The organism is Serratia sp. JKS296 (genome assembly GCF_900215445.1).
GTDB classification, from domain to species: Bacteria; Pseudomonadota; Gammaproteobacteria; order Enterobacterales; family Enterobacteriaceae; genus Serratia; species Serratia marcescens.
The window spans coordinates 858403-874953 of the sequence record NZ_OCMX01000001.1 but is presented as its reverse complement, the minus strand read 5'-3'; the positions used below and the strand labels follow the sequence as shown (position 1 = coordinate 874953).

Below are 16551 nucleotides of genomic sequence, written 5' to 3'. Positions count from 1 at the left end.
ATCCTTTCGAACCCGCCGCTCAGGCGCGCGGGTGATGCTGTTGATGTAGCTGTTTCAGTCGTTCGGTCGCTACATGTGTATAAATTTGCGTGGTCGAGAGATCGCTGTGCCCTAACAACATCTGTACGACACGGAGATCGGCTCCATGGTTCAGCAAATGAGTAGCGAACGCGTGCCGCAACACGTGCGGCGACAGACGCTCGCTGTCGATGCCCGCAAGGATGGCATAGTGTTTGATGCGATGCCAGAACGTCTGTCGGGTCATTTGCTGGCAGCGGGTGCTGGGGAACAGCACATCCAGCGTCTGACCGTTGACCAGCCATGGGCGGCCGTGCTCCAGATAATTTTCGATCCAGTAGACCGCCTCTTCGCCCAGCGGCACCAGCCGCTCCTTGTTGCCCTTGCCGATCACCCGCACCACGCCCTGACGCAGGCTGACGTCGCTGATGTTCAGCCCCACCAGCTCGGAAACCCGCAGCCCGGTGGCGTACAACACTTCGAGCATCGCCTTGTCGCGCAGCTCCAGCGGCTGATCGACGCAGGGCGCCTGCAGCAACGCATCGACCTGCGCCTCGCTCAGATCCTTCGGCAAGCGCTGCGGCAGTTTGGGGGACGCCAGCTGCGCGGTGGGATCGTCGGCGCGCAGCTTTTCGCGGTACAGATATTGAAACAGGCGCCTCATGGCGCTCAGCAAACGCGCGGAGCTGGTGGCCTTGTAACCGCCATCCACCCGCTCGGCGAGAAACGCCTGCAGATCCAACGCCTGCGCCTGCAGCAAATCGGTCTTCTGCTGGCCAAGCCAGGCGCCCAGGGCCTGCAAATCCAGCCGATAGGAGGCCAGCGTATTTTCCGCCAGATTGCGCTCAAGCCACAGCGCATCCAGGAATTGTTCAATCAGCGCATTGTCTTGCTGTTGCACGCGGTCCTCTCTTTGTTGCATTTCCACCCGCGCCATTATGCCTTAAGCCGGAGCAAATCAGGTATACTCGCTGCAATTCTCTAAACAGCAACGTAACGGTTTACACATGAAGATTGGTCTGTTTTACGGCTCCAGCACCTGCTACACCGAAATGGCGGCAGAAAAAATCCGTGAGATTCTGGGTGAAGACCTGGTCGACCTGCACAACCTGAAAGACGTCTCGCCCAAGCTGATGGAGGACTATTCCATTCTGATCCTCGGCATCCCGACCTGGGATTTCGGCGAACTGCAGGAAGACTGGGAAGCGATCTGGCCGCAGCTGGCGGCGCTGGATCTGAAAGGCAAAATCGTCGCCATGTACGGCATGGGCGATCAGCTCGGTTACGGTGAGTGGTTCCTCGACGCGCTGGGCATGCTGCACGATCACATCGCGCCGCTGGGCGTACAGTTCATCGGCTTCTGGCCAACTGAGGGCTTCGAGTTCACCAGCCCCAAACCGCTGAGCGCCGACGGCAAACATTTCGTCGGCCTGGCGCTCGATGAGGTCAACCAATACGATCTGAGCGAAGAGCGCCTGCAGCAATGGTGCGAACAGATCCTGTTGGAGATGGAGCCGCTGCTGTAGCCGCTATCGGGCGCGTAACGCGCCCGATTTCCCTCACTTATTTCCACAGACGAAAGCGTGGCTCGTCTTCCCCGGCCGGCGTTTCCTTGGTCAAACGCGCCGGATCGGCCACCTGATACCAGTCCAGCTTGCGCGTCAATAGCATAATGCCCGCCAGAATGGCGAACAGCAGCCCCGCCCCCAGCACCAACGCATTGTCCTCCGACTGCAACAGCAAATAGAGCACGCCGTACAACAGCAATAGGCTCGCGGCGAACAGCGCACCGCGCAGCTTGCCGCGCAGCACGGCGCTCAGATAGAAGCCGATCAGTCCGCTGCAGGCGATGCTGGCCGCCAGGTAAGCGAGAGCGAATCCCAGGTGTTCGGAGAAGGCCAGCAGAATCAGGTAGAACAACACCAGCGCCGCACCGACCAGCAGGTACTGAATCGGGTGCACCCGCAGCCCGGTCAGGGTTTCGAACAGGAAAAACGCCATAAACGTCAGCCCGATAAACAGCAGCGCGTATTTGACCGCACGCTCGGTCAGCTGATAGTGATCGACCGGTTCGACCAGGCTGGCGCTGAAGGCCGGCAGCTTGTCCTCGTCGATAATGCCATCGTCGTAATGGAACGCACTGTTAATGTTGTTGGCGAACCAGGTGCTGCGCCAGCGAGCGCTAAACCCTTGATCCGTCACCTTACGTTCGTCCGGCAGGAAGTTGCCGAGAAAATTCGGGTGTGGCCAGTTGCTTTGCAGTTGCAGCTCGCTGCTGCGCCCCAGCGGCACCAGCGATAGGCTGCTGGTGCCCGCCAGCGTCAGGGTGAAGTCAGCGTTCAGCCCCTCTTTTTGTTGCAACGCCGCCAGCGTCAGCGGTGCGTGGATCCCCTGGCGCAACGAACCCACGCCGGTGCCCGGCTCAAACGCCACCGGCTGCGGTGTTGCCAGCGGGGAAATGCGCTTGATGCCGCGAGAGTCGCTCAGCGCCACCAGCAGGAACGGCTGGCCGACGGCCACGTTGGCGCGCTGCAAATCCGTCAGCTCCGGCTGGCCGAAACGCACCTTGAAGTTCAGCGGCCCCTGATAAACCTGCGTCTGATAGATGCCTAGCTTGCGCACTTCCACCTTCGGCGCGCCCTGCACCTGAAGCGACTCCGGCAGCAAATAGCGGTAATGCTGCACCCGCTGCACCACCGTTTGCCCTTTCTCGTCTTTCTTCTCTTCGCGTTCGATATAGGGAATGACAATCAACGGGCCGAGCACGCGCTGCGCCCCGCTGGTGCTTTCGCTCACCTGCCCGACCACGCTTTGCCGATAGCCGCTGCGTTCGTCGATCACGCTCATCAGTTGGGCGATGGGGATCAACATCACCACCATCAATCCCAGCAACGTGGTTATTTTCCAGAAAAGTACCGATTTCATCATGCTCGCTCCTCGTAGGTAATGAGGCCACGATAAAACCCGCAGGTGAAATCAGAATGTGGTTATGTGAAGGGAAGGTGAAGTCACAGCGATAACATGAAAGTCGCTTCCACCCCGTGCGGCCGGCGGTTGCGCAGGCGAATGCCGCCATGATGCAGACGGGCGACCTCCTGCACGAAGTTCAGGCCCAGCCCGCTGCTTTTAGGCCGTTCGGCGCGCGGCAGCGAATAAAAACGCTCGAACACTTTATCGAGCGCATAGTCCGGAATGCCGCTGCCGTCGTCACAGACGCTGATGCAGTAATGCTGTTCCCGCCGTTCCCCTCGCACGCTGACGCAACCGCCCGGCGGGGTAAAGTCGATCGCGTTGTCCAGCAGGTTGGTCAGCGCCTGGCTGATCAGCAATGCATCGCCGTTCAGCGTCACCTCCGCCAACGCCTCCAGTTGCAATCTGACGCCGCGCTGCGTCGCCTGCGCCTCTTTGCCCGCCATCGTCTGGCCGATCAGCGCCGCGATCGCGATGGGCGCGGTCTCCATTTCTGGCCGACTCTCCAGCCGCGCCTGCACCAGCAGTTTATCCACCAGTTGCTGGATGCGTGCGCTTTGCTGTTCGATATTGGTGAGAAAACGCCGGGCGGTCTCCGGCGGTGGCAGCTCCTGCAACAGTTCCGCCGCCCCCCGGATCGCCGCCAGCGGGCTTTTCAGCTCATGCGTCAGGGTATGAGCATACTGTTCGATATAAGCTTTGCCTTCCAGCTTCAGACGCATGCTCTCCAACGCCTGCGCCAGCTGCGTCAATTCCCGGCCGCCCACTTTGGGCAACGGCGCGTTTTCTCCCTGCGCCACCCCGTCGGCATAACGCACCAGACGGCCTATGGAACGGTTGATCCACCAGACGAACGCCGCCCCGATCAGCAGCGCGATCCCCAGCAGCAATGCGCCGGCCCACAAAATGCGCCGTTCGCTGCGTTTGATCACCGGCGCCATGGTGCTGTTGGGTTTGCCCACGGTAAGCACGCCGATAATGCGCCCTTGTTCTATCACCGGCGCGGCCACATACATCACCGAACTGTTTTCATCCTGCGGGTCGCTGCGGGTGCTGCGGGCGCCGTACTGGCCGCGCAGCGTCCGATAAACGTCATTCCAGCGCGAATAATCCTGCCCCTGCGCGCGGCCGGCGGAATCGAAGATGACCTTGCCTCGCACATCGGTAAGATAGACGTGGTATTCGCTGCGATCCTTGCGGATGCCGGAGATATTGGCGCCGATTGGCCGCTGGTTCAGCTGCGTAAACGCCTGCGCCAGTTGGCCATGCGCCGCATCGCCGCGCTGCATGTCCTGACGGGCGATCTGCGCCAGCAGGTTGGCAGTGTCCACCAGCGTGCCTTCGGTAGCGCGCCGCACGCCGGGCTTCACTTCCTGGACGAAAATGCTCAGCACGAAGTACCCGGCCACCGCCACGATCAGAAAATATCCCAGCAGCAGGCGCAGGCCAATTTTCATGGCTGGCGGCTCACGCTGTAGCCCAATCCGCGGTGGGTGTGGATCGGCGGCTCACCGGGATCCACCGCACGCAGCTTGGCGCGCAGGGTTTTGATGTGGGTATCGACGGTGCGATCCAGGCTTTCTTCCGCCTGCGCCCAAACGCTTTCCATCAGTTGCTGCCGCGAGAACACCCGTCCAGGCGCCAACAACAGCGTCTTCAGCAGCAGGTATTCGTAACGGGTCAGCGGCAGCGGCCGCTGATGGTAGGAGATGGTGGCCGCGTCTTCGTCGAGGGCGAAAGCGCCGAAATGGTAGCGCGCGCTCTGTTGCAGGCGCTGCTGCTTATGCAGGCGGCGCAAAATGGTGCGCACCCGGGCGCTGACCTCGCGAGGGGAGAACGGCTTGGCGACATAGTCGTCGGCGCCGATCTCCAGCCCGATCAGGCGATCCACTTCATCACTGCGGGCGGTAAGAAACAGAATCGGCAGGTCGGCCGCCTGAGCCAGCAGGCGGCGACACAATTCAAAGCCGTTGATATCCGGCAAACCGACATCGAGGATAGCGAGCGCTGGCGCGCCTTCTTGCGCCAGCGCCTGCAACGCCGGCTCCGCGCGTTCGAACCAGCGTACTTCGAAGCCTTCGCTCTCCAGCGTGTAAACCAGCGTATCGGCAATGCTGGGTTCATCCTCCACCAACCAGAGTACGGGTTTCATCAGGGTTCCTCGCCGTTACCCGCCGGCGGATGCAGCAACAGCTGCCGCAGGTGGCGCCACTCCTCTTTGCTCATGCAGTCGGAAGCCAGCCACAGCCGGCGGCGCTTTTTGCCCTCCATCGGCTGCAGCGTCAACAGCATGCCGTAACCCGGCATCCACGGTTTTTTCGCCAGCCGCCACTCGCGGCCGTGCCAGCTGAAACGCCTGTCCGCCAGCAGCCGCAGCTCGCCCTGCACCGCGGCGATGCGCTTCTGGCTGCGAATGCACTGAAACACCACCAGCGTCAGCAGCACCAGCCAGAGCGGGCCAAAGCCCTCCGGCCAGGGCGAAATCAGGATCAGCAGGATCAGAACGCCGTGGGTCAACAGTGAAAACAGCTGGGTGCGCCAGGAAATGCGGATATCACATCGCCACTGGGCCACGGTCTTTATTTCGCGTTTGGATCAGGGTCACCATTCTCTGCAGCTCGCCGTCCTGCGGCGCGCCATGATTCATCAGCCAGTTGAACAAATCGGGATCGTCACACTCCAGCAGGCGGATAAACAGCGCCTTGTCCGCGTCATTCAGGCTGTCGTATTCGTATTCGAAGAACGGCATGATGGAGATGTCCAGCTCGCGCATGCCACGACGGCAAGCCCAGTGAATACGTGCTTTGTTGTTAATATCCATGTTGTTATGACTCACCTCTTTTCAGCGCGGCAGCGCCAGCGCAGGGTTCAAATGACACACTGTATGGCAACGCCGTCGCAATATAATTCCATCAGCCGGGGATCTGTCTGCAAGGGTACCCTGGCCGCAAGCCTATAGAGTAACAATTTGACATACACGCCGGGAAGGCGCTTTGCTGCGGAAAACGCAATAAAGCGCAAAATGCCAAAAAAAGCGCACCCCGGCGCCACGGCGCGAATAACAGTTTGCAAAGCCCGCCGCCTCTTTTACCATGGGCTCAATACCCTTCAGGTAAGCTAAACGTTGAGCAGGAACTTACTATGGCGCATAACATTCCATTCCCACCCCGTCAGCCCTCCGCTTCCACCCATCTTCCCCTGACGCTGATCTCGCTGGAAGATTGGGCGCTGGTGACGCTGAACGGGCCGGACACGGTGAAATATCTCCAGGGCCAGGTGACGGCGGACATCGACGCGCTTGCGGCCGATCAACACGTGCTGTGCGCCCACTGCGACGCCAAGGGCAAAATGTGGAGCAACCTGCGTCTGTTCCACCGAGGCGAAGGCTTCGCCTATCTGGAACGTCGCAGCGTGCTGGACAGCCAACTGGCGGAAATCAAAAAATACGCGGTGTTCTCCAAAGTCACTATCGCCGCCGATAATGACGCGGTATTGCTGGGCGTCGCCGGTTTCCAGGCGCGCGCCGCGCTGACGGGCCTGTTCGCCACGCTGCCGAGCGCCGAGCACCCGGTGGTGCAGGACGGCGAGACCACGATTCTGCACTTCGCTGCGCCGGCGGAACGTTTTCTGCTGGTGACCCGCCCCGCCGTAGCCGAACAGCTGATCGGCAAACTGCATGACCAGGCGGAACTGAATGACAGCAGCCAATGGCTGGCGCTGGAGATCGAAGCCGGTTATCCGGTTATCGACGCCGCCAACAGCGCGCAGCTGATCCCGCAGGCCACCAACCTGCAGGCGCTGGAAGGCATCAGCTTCAGCAAGGGTTGCTATACCGGTCAGGAGATGGTGGCGCGCGCCAAATTCCGCGGCGCCAACAAGCGTGCGCTCTACTGGCTGGAAGGTAAAGCGGCCCGCGCCCCGCAGGCGGCGGAGGATCTGGAGCTGCAGCTGGGGGAAAACTGGCGCCGCACCGGCACCGTACTGGCGTCGAGTCAGTTGGCCGACGGCACGCTGTGGGTGCAGGTGGTGATGAACAACGATCTGGATGCCGACAGCCAGCTGCGGGTGCGCGACGATGCCGCCAGCCAGTTGGCGATCAAACCGTTGCCCTACTCGCTGGCCGAAGAGAAATAATCCGTCGGCCGCAGGCCCCCTGCCTGCGGCCATCTTCATTACTCGTCCAATTCCCCGTCGCGCTGCACCAGATAAATCAGCACCAGAATGATGGTGACGAAGAAGCGAAACGCATCCGGCACGCCGTTCCACTGCTTCGACATCCACATGCCAAACCACTCGCCCCCAATCGACATAAAGCCGACCTGCCAGGTGAGGAAGCCCAGCGTCAGCCCCACTACCGCCAGCTTTTTCCGGCCGTTAAAGGCGTGCGCAGGCAGTTTCAGGCCACACAGCAGGCGCAGGCCGCCAATCCAGCACAGCAGCGCGGTCAGGCTCTCCAGCGCAATGATGAAAATATAACCGGCGTGATGCAGCCACGGCGTCTGTATCGAGCGGTAGCCGATGGTGGCGTCGGGGAAAATCGTGTCCATCATAAAGACGTGGCGCACGAAGGCGAAGTTGGAACCGTAGTCGGTGATGTTGCCGAAGGCGACCAGCGAAGCGAACAAGGCGATAGCGCAGACCAGCAGCGCTTTGGATAAGCGAACGATCATCTTGGTGAGTCCTGAACAGAGGTTAAAGAAACGGTATGCGGGCTCAGAAATGAAGGAACGGGCTTGCTGGATACCCGAAAGAAGCAAGCGCCTCTTTTTTAAAACAAAAGAGGCGCCAGTTCAATACGCATTCAGACGTAGCGTGAACGCTTAGACGTAGAGGTAGATCGCCATGAAATGGCAGGCGCTGCCGCCGAGCACGAAGGCGTGCCAAATGGCGTGGCCAAAGCGAATGCGCTTGGAGGCGTAGAAAATCACGCCCAGGGTATAGACCACCCCGCCGATCGCCAGCAGCGTGACGCCGCCGGCCTCCAGCCGCGTAACCAGCTGATAAATCACGATCAGCGACAGCCAGCCCATCGTCAGGTAGGTCACCAACGACAGGGCTTCAAAACGGTGGGCGAAGGCCAGTTTGAACAGCACGCCGAGCAGCGCCAATCCCCAGATTACCGCCATCAGGCCCTTCGCCAGCGGCGAATCCAGTCCCACGAGTAAAAATGGGGTGTAAGTGCCGGCAATCAGGAGATAAATGGCGCAGTGGTCAAATTTTTTCAGCCAATGCTTGGCCTTCTGATGCGGGATCGCATGGTAGAGCGTGGAAGCGAGAAACAGCAGGATCATGCTGCCGCCGTACAGGCTGTAACTGGTGATGGCCGTCGCATCGGCGCCGGTATTCACCGCCTGCACCAACAGCAATACCAGGCCGACGATGCCGAACACCAGCCCGATACCGTGACTGATGCTGTTGGCGATCTCTTCCGCCCACGGATAAGCCGCGGCGACCATCTTATTGCTTCCGGCTTTCACTACGTCCGTTTTCCCCATAACGCGCAACCCCTCAAAATGCCCTGCTTTGTGCGAAATTAACGCAAAGCAGCTTAACTGAGAATAATTCCAGTGTACACGTGTACGCTAAAATAAAAATGTGAACGCGTGTAACCATCGAAATCCCCCGCCCGCTGGTCTACAATCGTCAGGCTTCAACCCACCCATCTTGAGGTTTACACCATGTCATCCGCTGTACCCGCGTTAGATTTCGGTTCAATGACCCAGACCATCCAGTTCCTGATGGAAATCGATAAGTTGAAAGGCGTACAACGCCGCACCAAGGTACTGGGCACCCAACGCCAGGAAAACTCCGCCGAACACAGCTGGCACTTCGCCATCGCCGCCATGAGCCTGGCGCCCTACGCCGGTGATGACGTAGACATTCAGCGCGTGATCCAGATGGCGCTGCTGCATGACATCGTGGAAATCGACGCCGGCGACGTGCTGGTCTACGATCTGGCGGCCCGCGCGGCGATCCACGATCAGGAAGTGGCGGCGGCTCGCCGTCTGTTCGGCATGTTGCCGGAGGCTCAGCGCGAGTATTTCACCGCTTTATGGCAGGAGTATGAAGATGGCGAAAGCGCCGATGCGCGCTTCGCCTTGCTGCTGGATCGCACCATGCCGATGCTGATGAATCTGCACAACGAAGGCCAGAGCTGGGTGGAAAACGGCATCAGCCTGGAGCAGGTGCTGGCGCGCAATGCGTCGATCGCCGACGTACACCCCGAGCTGTGGCACCATATGGAGCAACATCTGCGGGACGCGCAGCGCAAAGGCTGGTTGAAGTAATTGTATCTGCTGCAGTGAGTACACTGCAGCCTATTGATTTCACAGTGCCGCCTCATCTCCAGAGGCGCCATAGCTTGCTTTTAGCCGCCATCGTAGCGGTCAGTTCAAGGCAAAGCCACTGCTCCCTAGCCAGACACGTAGCCTGTCTCATACTTGCTTAAGCCCAAATTCTCTTCTTTACTTACCTTTTGCGAATCTATTTCTCTGGGAAAAGTCATGAGCTCAATCTTCGTTCAACGCGATGTCGCCGCATTATTTTATGCCATCATAGGGAAAAAAGCCGACATCAAGGACATTGATTATTTTTCAAAAAAATCAACGCAAGAAAATTTCTCCTTTTCTACATTAGCAAATAAATTAATCAATTCTGAATTAGGTCAAGCACGCCTGTCAGAGTTAAATGAACGTGAGAAAATACAGTTTATTTACCACAATATTCATGGTGCCGACGCATCGGAAGAAACTCTCACTTATCTTCTCAGTCGATTGGAGAAGAGCGGTGATCTCGGTAGCCTTGCCGCTTACATGAGCAACGATCTTCTGCACTACTCCGGGCAAGATGCCCTCTTGCAAGAACAACAAGCTGCGTTGATTGAAACCGTTAATCAAACGCTATTTCCCTCTTTTAACAGCTCAGTATCAGACGGGGCTGAATGGGTGCAAGGTTTTTATTATGCAGTGAAATCCACGATGACGTCCGATGGGATAAACTATTGGGGTAATGTGATAAATAGTCACCCTGAAAAGTTGAATTTGATTGCACAAAAGTTTGTCGAAGGTAAAAAAACATTGTCGAACCTTAGCGACAAGGATTTCGTCCTCAAAATCTATGAAAATATTTTTGGATCAGCCCCCGATAACGACCAACTACAAAAATATACTACCGGGTTAAATACCAATACAGAAAGCCGTGGTGATGTCATAGTACGCATGATTAATGATATCCGCAATGATGAAACCAGCGTTCATGCTGATGCCAAAGCAATTTTTTTGGCTAACACGCATGTTTATGCTGCTGGAGAGTTACCCGCACCGGAGTATCAGGAAGCCATCACTGCAATATACTTGAGCATTGCCGGTTATTATATTGATGCCAATGCATTGGATACCTACAGTAAGCAATTAGCCGCTGGGCGATCCGAGAGTGACATCCTCGCCATGTTCTCTAAGCAACCTGCTTTCGCCAAAGCCGCCTCGTACCAGATAATATTCAATAACCTATGGGGAAGACCCATGACGACAGCCGAGTCTGTCGCAATTATGAACGAAAGTGGCAACGATGCACTGAAGGCGACACTGGCTGTATTGGCGCACTTCCGTGCTAATGAGAGTATTATTGCAGGCAATGGCGGAGCACCAGGCAGTTATGCAGTCCAACAATTCGAACAAAAGATCGGGGCCAACTTAAACTATGTCAAACAGGGCGTACTGACAAAAAGTGGTGAAAACGGAGAGTTAACGGGGATAATAAATAATCATGGCGTCGAACATATTATCTCCAACGCTGAGTTATCCATGCTGAATGACATTACGTTGAACGTCGTAACATCAGGCACTATCGATATTAGTCAATTGAATGGGTGGCATACTCTTACCATCGACGGTACTGAAAGTGTTTTGCTGAAGTTGTTCGCTCAAGCGCTCAATAATATTGATATATTCCTGAAAAACCCGAATGTCACCTTGGTAAACCCTATTACTGGAAACAATCAAAATATCATCATCACAGCAGATGCAGATATGGCGCATGCCACCGGTGAGCTTCGATTCAATTTTGCAAAAAATATCAATGTGCAATGGCAAGGCAATAGCATCAATGACGGCGCCAATAGCGTCAGCGATACGTTCAAAATTAAGGGGTATGACCAAGGCTCGGTATTAGCGGCTAACCTTATCACCAAGAATGTTTATCTCACTACGGGTGTCGATGGTGCGCTTTCCGGCACGATTGCCACCAATGTAGGTAACTTTACGCTTTTTCCCCAGCTCGATTTGGCGGGCTATCGAGGTACGGGTTCTATCTACGTTGACGGACAATTAGTCGGCAACGAGGGCAGGCACGTATTTGATATAGGTCTCTTGGCCGATCCCTCTATCGCTAATATACACAACAAGGATTATACGCATGTCACCGACCTGAAAGCCCCCGAACTTTGGGATCCTGCGTGGGGAATGCCAAACGGCTTTACGGGTTCATACGGTTTTACGCTGTCTGGCTTTGCCGATAACGTTACGGTGATTAATGTGCCGGTAGATTCATTTATGGATGCCCCTTTTAGCCAACGCGCCCTGGAAATCACCGGTAATGCCGGTGAAAACAGCCATATTACCTTTGAGTACGCTCCCGATTACCGCTATAAAAACTTTTCGCCAGTGATGACCATCACTTTTGATGCAAAGAATATCACTCACGCTGATGCCGGTACCTTATCGTTCAAAACCGATACTGTCTATATTGACTCTGACATTCCGGAGGTCAGAGAGTTTTTGGAAATATCATCTAAAGGGGATGCGGAAAATACCCTACGCCTTGAGGGCCATGACAACCATATCAGTGAAATTAACATTACTGGCGATAAGGCGCTTAACCTCACTATCAAAAACAATTTCAGCGAAGAATTGAAATCTATCACCAGTCACATGGCTAATAGCACACCACTGAATTTGACCCTGGAACAAGGGGGGACCGGCGGCGGGTTGTTCTATCAGGTGCTAAAACAATTAGACGGACTGACGGGATACGCTACCATCATGTCCCAAATGGCCGGTTACCAACTGTCGATCGCTAACGACGCCCCCACGACCAACGGCATCCAGGCTAATCATCTCTACAACGTAATGGGCAATACGAGTCTGGCAACCGGCCAAGGCGCGGATACGGTGGTATTCAGCCACAGTACCATTGATAACATGGTCACCTTTAACGATTACGAAAACAGCAGCGCGCAAAATGCATCATGGGTCGAAGGCGACAACATTGTCGTCGGTGATGTCGATCGGCAGTGGCTCTTTTCCGCAGGTGGCAGCAAGACTATCGATCTCGTCGGCAGTTTATCCCTGAATGACCTGACAGTGCTACTCTCCGGAATGAATGTTCAGACGAATACGACTCCGCAACAGTTGTTCATTGAATTGGTCTCTAAAGTCACTCAAGGCCACAGTCAGAATACATTGAGCGAAGTCAGCGCCTTATCGTTGAATGGATCCTATTTTGTGATGGTGGATAAGAACCTGAATCACAGTTTGGACAACGATGACATTATTTTTGGTCTCACAAACGACAATGCCTTCAAAATGGCCCATTACGATTCACCTGTTCTGGAAGTTAATGGCATTGGCAGTTTTACTCACGATGCCGTCGCTGCATAGCTGTTATTTATCATGCGTAACTTTCACGCCGGGCTTTAACCCGGCGTGAAAGTTACTACGGTTTGTGCGCCCTCTCCTTCGCGGCAATCACCGCCCCCCGAATGCAGGCCAGCGACGGCCCGGCATAACGTACCCGGGACAGAAACGGTTCAGTGATGAGTAGCGGTGGCGCGCCATCTATTGGGCATGCTGCCAGGCGCACTGTATGAGTATTTCACCGCTTTATGGCAGGAACACGGAGCAACATCTGCGGGACGCGCAGCGCAAAGGCTGGTTGAAGTAAGGGAACCGGGCTGCCGCCTCTTGGCCGCAGCCCGTCTTTGTCACGCGAACGCCTGCTGGCGTTCCAACGCTTCCTCATAGCTCGGCATCGACCCCGCCGCCCCGGCGCGTTCCACGCAGACCGCCGCGTAGGCGGCGGCGAAGCGCACCGCATCGGCTAACGGCACCTGATTCGCCAACTGCGCCGCCAGGGCGCCGTTAAACGCATCCCCCGCGCCGGTGGTGTCTTTCGGCTGCGCCGGAAACGCCGGGATCAGCTCACTGTGTTCCCCATCAGAGAACAACGCCCCCTGCGTGCCCAAGGTCACGATCAGCAAACGAATGCCCTTGGCGTGCAGCACCTGCGCCGCCTGCCGCGCCGAAGCCACATCCCGCACCGGCACGCCGGTCAGCAATGTGCATTCGGTGGCGTTGGGCGTCAGCAGATCGACCTGCGCCAACAGGCTGTCCGGCACCGGTTGAAACGGCGCCGGGTTGAGAATGATGAACGTCCGCGCCTCGCGGGCGATGGCGATCACTTGTTCGATCGCCGGCAGGTTGTTCTCCAGTTGGGTCAACAGAATATCCGCCGCGGCGATCGCCGGGCGGCACTGGCGCACCTCGTCCTCGCTGACCGTCAGGTTGGCACCGGGATCGACGGCGATCATGTTCTCCGCATCCTCGCCGGCAACGTAGATAAGCGCATTGCCGGTCGGGCAATCGCCGGTCGAGAACAGCGTCACCGCATCGAAACCGGCCGCGGCGAGATGGCGCCGGGCGAAGGTGCCGAAGTCGTCGCGCCCCACCTTGCCGATATAATGTACCCGCGCCCCGGCGCGCAGGGCGGCGGTGGCCTGGTTGGCGCCCTTGCCGCCCGCGCCCATCATGCTGTTACGGGCGATCAGCGATTCGCCGGGCTGCGGAAACCGCGCCATGCCGGCGACGATATCCAGGTTGAACGAACCGAACACGCAGACTTTGCCTTTCATTGCTGGTACTCCCTGCTTAATTGGAAGTGGCGCCGTGCGGCCAGACAGGCGCCTTTGCTGCCGGTTTCATCGGTCAGGCGGCTGATGGAGATCGCCAGCCCCTGTGCCGGCTGCGGCCCGCGCAGATGACGGCGGATCTCTTGCTCCAGCCGCGCCAACGGAAAACCGCGCATGGCGATCACGCCGCCGCCCAGGATCAGCCGTTGGGGGTCGATCACGTTCATTTCGATGGCGATGGTCTGCGCCAATCGTTCGACGAAACGCTGCAAATCCGGATGATCGCCGTGGCGCTCGAACAGCCGGTCGAACGGCGTTTGCGCCGCGTTGGCGCGCGCCCAGCCGGTCAGCCAATGGCCGGAGGTCAAACTCTCGACGCAGCCCCGTTTGCCGCACGGGCACTCGCCCAGATGGCCCGGCCAGGGAATGTGCCCCAACTCGCCGGCGGCGCCGTGCGCCCCGTGGTAAAAGTCGCCGTTAAGCCACAGGCTGTTGCCCATGCCGGTGCCCAGATACAGCCCCACCGCCACCTGCGGCAGCGCCGGCAACTGCTGCAAATCCCACCACAGCAGATGGTTGACGTCCTTGTCCATTCGCACCGGCAGCGCCAGCAAATCGGCCAACAGCGCCGCCACCGGCTGGGCGTCCAGCGCCGGAATGAACGGCAGCGACAGCACCCGCGAGCGATCGCGGCTGAGGATCCCCGGCAACCCAAGCATCACCTGCGCCACCTGACGATCCTGGCTATGCCCGGCGATCAGGCGGCCCAACGCCGCCAGCGGATCGGCCTGCCGCGCCCAGTCGGCGGTCGCTATCTTGCGGTAAGCGCTAAACTCGCCGTCATCATCCATCAACAGCAGGCGGGTATTGGTGCCGCCAACGTCAACGCCAAGAAAATGCCGCATCATATCCCCCGCCTCAGGCCGCCTGCCGCATCTGTTCCAGCATTTTTTCCCATGCCGTCTCCAGATCCGGATCGAGGTTGAACAACCCAGAGCTGCCGACGATCAACACCTCCGCGCCAGCGCCCATCAGATCGCGGTAGGTGCGCTGATTGCAGGATCCGTCGATCTCGATCAGATAGCGCAGATTTTGTTGGCTTTTCAGATCGCGCAACTGGCGGATCTTGTCCAGCATTTCGGGAATGAACGGCTGCCCGGCATAGCCGGGATCGACGGTCATCACCGTGACCTTGTCCAGCAGGTGAAGGTAGTGGCGGATAAACTCCACCGGCGTGGCCGGGTTCAGCACCACCCCCACTTTTTTGCCCAGCGCGCGGATTTGATTGATCACCCGAAACGCGTCGCGGTTGATGGTTTCGGCGTGCGGGCAGATAAAGTCCGCGCCGGCGCGGGCGATCGGGTCGATGAAATCGGTCGGGTTCTCCACCATCAGATGCACATCCAGCAACAACGAGGTGTGCGGGCGGATCTGTTCGATAAAGAACGGCGACAGCGTGATGTTTTTAACGTAGTGCCCGTCCATGATGTCGATATGCAGCATATCGGCGCGGCGATTCAGCACCGCCAATTGCTGGCGGATATCCATCAGGTTCATGCACATCAGTGAAGGTGAAATCTGGTATTTCATTAGCGTTATCCTGCGCAAAAGGGAAAAGGGATCAGTGGCCCGCCGCGGTTCTGGCCTGGGCCGCGCTGCGGCGCATCGCCCGCCGCTGCCGATAGCGATGCCGGAAAAACTTCATCGCCAGCACCGCAATCAGCACCGCGCCCCACATCGCCAGACTGAAATGCGGGCTGACGTTCATCAGGTTCAAACCGGTCGCGATCACCTGCAGCACGATCAGCGCCAACACCACGCCGCTGACCCGGCCAAAGCCGCCGAACGGATCGGTGCCGCCCAGAATGATCGCCAGCACCGTGAGCAGCAGGTAGGAGTCGCCGTAGCCCATGCGCGCCGAGTTGAAGCGCGCCATCATCACCAGCCCGGCAATGACGCACAGCAGGCTGGAGAGGGTGTAAATAGCGATCAGCACCCGATGGGTATTCACGCCGCTGAAGTGGGTGGCGTTGATGTTGCTGCCGCTCATGTAGATGCATTTGCCGAGCCGGGTTTTCTGCAAGAACAGCGCCAGCAAGGCGGCGACCGCCAGGAAGATCCACAGCGGTACCGGCACGCCCAGCACGCGCTCAGCGCCGATAAACCGCACGATCTCCGGCATGCCGCTCAGGGCCGCGCCGCGCGTCAGGTAGATGCCGATGCCGTTGATCGTGGTCATGGTGGCCAGCGTCACCAGAATCGGATGCGCGCCGACGTACGCCACCAGTGCGCCGGTCGCCGCGCCGATAAGCCCGGCCAGCAGCATCGCCGCCGCCAGCGCCAACGCCAGCCACAGCGCCTGCAAGCCCAGCCCGGCGTCCGCCGGCAGATAGCTGATGAACAGCCAGGCCATCAGCAGGCTGGTCAGGTTGGCGCTGGCGATAATGCACAGGTTCAGGCCGCCGCTGAGGATCGGAATGAACATCGCCAGCGTCAGCAGGCCCAGCTCCGGCAGCTGGAAGGCCACGCTGGTGAAGGTGGCGCCGCTTAAGAAGCGCCCCGGCATCAGCAGGCTAAAGGCCAGCACCACCGCCAGCAGCAATGCCAGCAGACCGACGGCGACCCCGTCCGGACGAAATTTCAGGTTGTTGCCCATCAGG

At 58.1% G+C, this 16551-nt stretch carries 16 protein-coding genes; 4 read left to right on the top strand and 12 right to left on the bottom strand.

What is annotated here, in order from left to right; translation table 11 throughout:
* Nucleotides 1-19: 19 nt before the first annotated feature.
* Nucleotides 20-919, bottom strand: a complete 900-nt coding sequence (xerD, locus tag CRO23_RS04160) for a site-specific tyrosine recombinase XerD (RefSeq protein WP_004931685.1) — start codon at nucleotides 917-919, stop codon at nucleotides 20-22.
* 106 nt (nucleotides 920-1025) lie between these two features.
* On the opposite strand from xerD, the gene fldB reads away from it, so the two are divergent.
* Nucleotides 1026-1544 carry a flavodoxin FldB gene (fldB, locus tag CRO23_RS04155; protein ID WP_004931683.1) on the top strand — a complete coding sequence of 173 codons (519 nt, stop codon included), beginning with the start codon at nucleotides 1026-1028 and terminating at the stop codon, nucleotides 1542-1544.
* A 37-nt stretch (nucleotides 1545-1581) separates the two neighbouring features.
* Here fldB and creD read toward each other — a convergent pair whose 3' ends face one another.
* The 5 genes from creD to sdhE all read right to left on the bottom strand — a co-directional run bounded on the left by creD (nucleotide 1582) and on the right by sdhE (nucleotide 5809).
* The gene (gene creD, locus CRO23_RS04150) at nucleotides 1582-2946 is read right to left on the bottom strand and encodes a cell envelope integrity protein CreD (RefSeq protein ID WP_016929973.1); all 1365 of its coding nucleotides are present in this window, start codon (nucleotides 2944-2946) and stop codon (nucleotides 1582-1584) included.
* An 80-nt stretch (nucleotides 2947-3026) separates the two neighbouring features.
* Nucleotides 3027-4445 (bottom strand): two-component system sensor histidine kinase CreC, encoded by a 1419-nt coding sequence (creC, locus tag CRO23_RS04145; protein WP_097101434.1) that lies wholly within the window; start codon nucleotides 4443-4445, stop codon nucleotides 3027-3029.
* Entirely contained in the window at nucleotides 4442-5140 is a 699-nt protein-coding gene (gene creB / locus CRO23_RS04140; RefSeq protein WP_016929975.1) for a two-component system response regulator CreB, read from the bottom strand. Before creB ends, creC begins: the two co-directional genes overlap by 4 nt.
* Complete coding sequence (locus CRO23_RS04135) at nucleotides 5140-5562, bottom strand: protein YgfX (RefSeq protein ID WP_016929976.1); 423 nt, start codon at nucleotides 5560-5562, stop codon at nucleotides 5140-5142. Before CRO23_RS04135 ends, creB begins: the two co-directional genes overlap by 1 nt.
* Nucleotides 5543-5809: an FAD assembly factor SdhE gene (sdhE, locus tag CRO23_RS04130; protein ID WP_004931679.1), complete on the bottom strand. Its 267-nt coding sequence runs from the start codon at nucleotides 5807-5809 to the stop codon at nucleotides 5543-5545. Before sdhE ends, CRO23_RS04135 begins: the two co-directional genes overlap by 20 nt.
* A gap of 320 nt (nucleotides 5810-6129) precedes the next feature.
* Between sdhE and ygfZ the strand changes: the two genes are divergently transcribed.
* Nucleotides 6130-7122, top strand: a complete 993-nt coding sequence (gene ygfZ, locus CRO23_RS04125; RefSeq protein WP_016929977.1) for a tRNA-modifying protein YgfZ — start codon at nucleotides 6130-6132, stop codon at nucleotides 7120-7122.
* A 38-nt stretch (nucleotides 7123-7160) separates the two neighbouring features.
* Here ygfZ and CRO23_RS04120 read toward each other — a convergent pair whose 3' ends face one another.
* Both CRO23_RS04120 and trhA read right to left on the bottom strand, forming a co-directional pair.
* Nucleotides 7161-7658, bottom strand: coding sequence for a DUF2165 family protein (locus CRO23_RS04120; protein WP_079452406.1), 498 nt, complete (start codon nucleotides 7656-7658; stop codon nucleotides 7161-7163).
* A 150-nt stretch (nucleotides 7659-7808) separates the two neighbouring features.
* Entirely contained in the window at nucleotides 7809-8483 is a 675-nt protein-coding gene (trhA, locus tag CRO23_RS04115) for a PAQR family membrane homeostasis protein TrhA (RefSeq protein WP_028127690.1), read from the bottom strand.
* Between the two features lie 183 nt (nucleotides 8484-8666).
* Between trhA and CRO23_RS04110 the strand changes: the two genes are divergently transcribed.
* Both CRO23_RS04110 and CRO23_RS04105 read left to right on the top strand, forming a co-directional pair.
* Nucleotides 8667-9275, top strand: coding sequence for an HD domain-containing protein (locus tag CRO23_RS04110; RefSeq protein WP_028127691.1), 609 nt, complete (start codon nucleotides 8667-8669; stop codon nucleotides 9273-9275).
* A 216-nt stretch (nucleotides 9276-9491) separates the two neighbouring features.
* Nucleotides 9492-12644: a DUF4214 domain-containing protein gene (locus CRO23_RS04105; RefSeq protein ID WP_097101432.1), complete on the top strand. Its 3153-nt coding sequence runs from the start codon at nucleotides 9492-9494 to the stop codon at nucleotides 12642-12644.
* Between the two features lie 323 nt (nucleotides 12645-12967).
* Here the strand turns inward: CRO23_RS04105 and rbsK are convergent, their stop codons facing one another.
* From rbsK to CRO23_RS04085, 4 genes are read right to left on the bottom strand one after another with little or no spacing between them, the layout of a single operon-like run.
* Entirely contained in the window at nucleotides 12968-13894 is a 927-nt protein-coding gene (gene rbsK / locus CRO23_RS04100; RefSeq protein WP_033639466.1) for a ribokinase, read from the bottom strand.
* A complete protein-coding gene (gene alsK / locus CRO23_RS04095) occupies nucleotides 13891-14799 on the bottom strand; it encodes an allose kinase (RefSeq protein ID WP_016929983.1) in 909 nt (302 codons plus the stop codon). The genes rbsK and alsK overlap by 4 nt, the downstream gene beginning before the upstream one ends.
* A gap of 10 nt (nucleotides 14800-14809) precedes the next feature.
* Nucleotides 14810-15481, bottom strand: coding sequence for a D-allulose 6-phosphate 3-epimerase (gene alsE / locus CRO23_RS04090; protein WP_097101430.1), 672 nt, complete (start codon nucleotides 15479-15481; stop codon nucleotides 14810-14812).
* 31 nt (nucleotides 15482-15512) lie between these two features.
* The gene (locus CRO23_RS04085) at nucleotides 15513-16547 is read right to left on the bottom strand and encodes an ABC transporter permease (protein ID WP_097101428.1); all 1035 of its coding nucleotides are present in this window, start codon (nucleotides 16545-16547) and stop codon (nucleotides 15513-15515) included.
* Nucleotides 16548-16551: the final 4 nt, after the last annotated feature.